Annotated in this window: 4 protein-coding genes; 1 reads left to right on the plus strand and 3 read right to left on the minus strand. The window is 64.7% G+C overall.

Going from position 1 to position 3,722, the window contains the following annotated elements:
* Window positions 1-81 precede the first annotated feature (81 nt).
* The gene (locus tag QPK31_RS26020) at window positions 82-207 is read left to right on the plus strand and encodes an H-NS histone family protein (protein WP_290425783.1); all 126 of its coding nucleotides are present in this window, start codon (window positions 82-84) and stop codon (window positions 205-207) included.
* A gap of 146 nt (window positions 208-353) precedes the next feature.
* On the opposite strand, the gene QPK31_RS26025 is transcribed toward QPK31_RS26020, so the two are convergent.
* From QPK31_RS26025 to QPK31_RS26035, 3 genes are read right to left on the minus strand one after another with little or no spacing between them, the layout of a single operon-like run.
* Window positions 354-1,730 carry a Dyp-type peroxidase gene (locus QPK31_RS26025; protein ID WP_290425784.1) on the minus strand — a complete coding sequence of 459 codons (1,377 nt, stop codon included), beginning with the start codon at window positions 1,728-1,730 and terminating at the stop codon, window positions 354-356.
* Between the two features lies 1 nt (window position 1,731).
* The gene (locus QPK31_RS26030) at window positions 1,732-2,430 is read right to left on the minus strand and encodes a hypothetical protein (RefSeq protein ID WP_290425785.1); all 699 of its coding nucleotides are present in this window, start codon (window positions 2,428-2,430) and stop codon (window positions 1,732-1,734) included.
* 12 nt (window positions 2,431-2,442) lie between these two features.
* Entirely contained in the window at window positions 2,443-3,501 is a 1,059-nt protein-coding gene (locus QPK31_RS26035; protein WP_290425786.1) for a catalase family protein, read from the minus strand.
* Between the last annotated feature and the right edge of the window lie 221 nt (window positions 3,502-3,722).

Genomic DNA, 3,722 nt, shown 5'->3' on the forward strand with positions numbered 1-3,722 from the left:
TTACGATCCCAGTGTTATAAAACGAGCCACAAATAGCGTCAGCTCGGCCTTCGCCCGATTTGCTCAACAAAGCCCCAAAAAGTGAAACCACAGTATGAAAACCCCGCAGACAGCTCTCAAACCTGGTCAGGCCGCGGCCGTCAGCCGAAGTGGGTTGCCGAAGCATTAGCAGGTGGAAAGAAGCTTGATCAGTTCCGGATGAAGTAGGACTTAGCTGGTATAAGACTGGCTTGCGCCCACGGTCAGTCGTACGTAGATAGTCCAAAGTCTGCTCTGGCCAGAAGCGGTCATCGACCGCTTGCATAAATAACCGAACGGCTGCAAATCTGCCGAGCGAACTCGGCTGCAGACAGCTAGCGCATCCAGCCGGCCTCGCCGATCCAGCGTAGCGCGCCCAGAGAGGGCATGAACAGGTACTCGCCGCCCTTTAGCCGGTTGAAAGTGGTCACGCCGTCTAGTCGGTGCCGTACCGGCGACTGCGGCAGCGTGAAGCTGCCAGGCGTCTCGTGCAGGCCGACGATGGCGTCGCGTTCGGTGCCCAGGTCGATGAAATTGCCGCGGTTGATCCATTCCTGTTGAAGGAACTCGATGGTGTCGTAGGCGCGCGCACTAATGAAGATGAAGAAGATGCCGCGCTCGTCCCGCGCGTCGTCGGTCGCCGTCACCTCGCGGCGCCATTTAGGGCCGAAGGTTGAGGAGCGCCGGATGATGCGGTGGATATTCACGTCGGTCAGGATCGTCAGCCTGCTGTCGCGCGGATTCAGGCGCCGCATGTGGGACGCGTGGGGGCAGACGAAGCCGCGCGGGTCCTTCGAAAAGTCGAAATCGTTGTTGCGGGCCGGGTCGGCTCCCAGTTCCGGATCGTCGCGCTCGGGCGCCAGAATCAGGGGCGCGCCGCTGCGCCAGCGGCCGACCAGCTTGGCCGCCAGCAGCTCTTCCTCGGATTCGCTGGCGGCATGGCTGCGCACGAAATCGTTGAACGCGCCGACCTGGCTGGCATACTTGCGCAGCACCACGAAAGAACCGTTGCGTCCTAGTTCGGGCGGCTCAGGCATCGCCACCGGCGCTCCGGTCTCGCTGTTTTCGCCGAGGATGAATTCGCCGGCCGCGATCGCGCGCTCCTGGCCCGGCAGCGCATCGACGCCGCTGCCGGCAACTGCGGGCTGCGAAATCGAATCGCGGAAGCCGAAGGGATTTTTGGCGTCGGCATCGGCGCCGAATGCGTGGGTGCCGACCAGGGTCACGCCATGCGAGCGCGCCAGTTCGCCCATGGCCTTGGCGCGCGCCACTTCGAGCGCAGCCTCATCGCGCGCATAGATCGTCAGCGCGAGGTGGCAGACGCCGGGGTGGAACGCTTCATCCCAGTGTTCAGGGGCATTGACGTCGAAGTCGCGCAGCTGCTCGGCACGGCCCGCCATGCCTTGCTGGAAGGGTAGCGGAAAAGTTTTGAGCGAGGCTTCCGGCAGGCCCAGGGCCTTCAGCCCCTGGAAGCTGAGCGCGGCGCCGATCCAGGCGTCGCGATCGTCGGTCCAGCCGGCTGCGGAAGGGATGTGGGCGGCCAGGCGGCGCACCAGGTCGCGTCCGCCTTCCGCATCGTCGAAATGCAGCATCGCGTGGATGCCGACATAGGGTTCGGGACGGGAACGCAGGATCAGGGCCTGGATGTCGTCCAAGGCCAGCGTAACCCGTTCGCGCCGGAAGCGCGCCTTCAGATCGTTGAGCAGGCCCATGTCAGTAATCCACCCCTTCCGGCTGCGAGATCGTGGCCGTGAGCGTGTCCAGCGCCTTGCGCGTCGCCTCGTCCGTAGGCGGATGCGCGGCCATGGCGTCGAAGAAGGCGTCCAGCGCCTTTTCCATGCGCTGGTAGCGCCGGGTGTCGACCACGGTCACCTGCGGATTGGCGACAAACCAGCCGGCGGCGTCGATTTGGTGCGATGCGATAAAGTCTTTCACCTGCGGGCTGGCGATGCCGGGCCAGCCCTCCACGTTCGCGAACAGCAGGTCCATCAGTTCCGGAATTTTGGTCGCGAAGTCGTTGATGTAGCTGTCCCAGTCGCCGTCATAGGTGGTGGCAAACAGGATGCGGGTGTCGTTGTCGAAGAAGACGAAGCGCATGTCGTGCAAGGTGGAGACGCGCTGGGCGCCATCCATATTGCCGTTGGTGAGATCGAAGATGCGGCGCAGGCGGTCGGCGCCGCCCGGCTTGAGCGGCGCGATGGCGGTCAGCTCGGAAACGTTGCCGGACTGCTTGCCCGCGCGCCCGGCCGATCTGGCGCTGCCCTTCAGGTCGGGATTGTGCTTGCGCACCATTGCTTCCAGCGCGATCTTGGCGAGTTGCGGCGCGTCGTGCGCCACCGCGTCGATGCGGCGCCTGACTTCCTGCAGCCAGGTTTCGTCGTCCAGGCGCGGGTCGGTGGTCTTGTCGGTCATGGTTCTGGCTCCTTAGTCCGGGATGTCGGAAGCTTGCGATGGCTCCACGCGCGGCCGCGCGTTCATCGTGTGCCGATATGCGCTCGAACGCTCGTAGGCCGCGCGCCGGATGCGCATGATGCCGCCCAGCGGTCGGTGCGCCTCGATGCCGTTCCAGGGATTGAAAGACAGGACGTCGTCGCCATACACCTGGCGTCCCGGCGTCGCGGTGGGCTGCGGAGGGAAGCGCAGCGTGGCGATGGGGCGGTGCGGGGAACGCTCCTCGCTCCACCGCACGGCGGCGTCCTCGACCGGCATCGCCGTCAGGTCGACGCACAGCTGCGCCGACAGTTCGTACTCGGCGCCATGTTCGGCGAAGAAGGCGCTGACGGCGTCGCGCATGCAGGCGTCGTGCACCTCGCGCAGCGGCTGCCCGGCCAGGGAGCGCACCTCCGCGGACTTCGGCGCGAGCGCGAGTTTGGCAATGTAGTCGCCGAAGCGGATCGCCGCCTGCGTGTGGTAGGTCTCGCCGAGCGGATGGTGGTTGTCGCGCGCCAGGCCTTCGAGGGTCGCGCCCGGTTCCAGGCCCAGCGCCTGCACCAGCTCTTTCGCGCCGCGCGCGGTGCCGGCCACCAGGCGCTGGAAGGTGTCCGGCGCATGCGCGTTCGCTTCGAGCAGCGCCAGCATCTGCTTGTACTTCGGGATGGTGCCGAAGGCGAGCACCGGGAAGTTCACCATCAGGAAATCCTGGTTGGCGCCAGCAATGCCGGGCGACAGGCGTTCGCCCTCCACGCCCATCACCTTGAGCGCGAAGCCACGCGGGGCCGGAATCTTGTCGGAGTGGATGTCGCCGGGCGCCGAGGACAGGCGCGCGACGACGTGGTAGATGCGCGCCTCGGCGAAGATGCCCTGGCGCAGCTCGGGCGGCAGATTCGCATTCACCTCCAGTTCGCCCACCAGCAGACCATTCGACTTGGCATGGGCGTCGCGGATTGCGTGGCGGTGGCGCTCAAAGGCACAGCGGTTGGTAGCCGCCATCTGTTCGACGATCTCGTCGGTCAGGCGCGCTTCGTCTTCGGAAGCCGTTTCCACATCCGGGGTGTAGGGACAAGGACGCAAAGCTATACCTCCAAAAAAGTTGCATCAAAAGCATCATTGAGGTGTATGTTAGGAGATAATTTGTTGCACTGCAACCGAGAGCACGCTCTATCGTGCAGCTTGACGCTGTAGCACAGCAGGGCTTTGTTGCACAAATCAGGCTCGCCCAGCGTAGAACCTGTAGGTCTGGTAGCCTGAACGAATGAAACCAGCTC

The organism is Massilia sp. YIM B02769 (genome assembly GCF_030411995.1).
Lineage (GTDB): Bacteria > Pseudomonadota > Gammaproteobacteria > Burkholderiales > Burkholderiaceae_D > Telluria.

Bases quoted from the DNA above. Each gene is read 5' to 3' on its own strand.
- QPK31_RS26030 (WP_290425785.1), bottom strand. From the start codon at position 2,430: ATGACCGACAAGACCACCGACCCGCGCCTGGACGACGAAACCTGGCTG.
- QPK31_RS26025 (WP_290425784.1), bottom strand. From the start codon at position 1,730: ATGGGCCTGCTCAACGATCTGAAGGCGCGCTTCCGGCGCGAACGGGTT.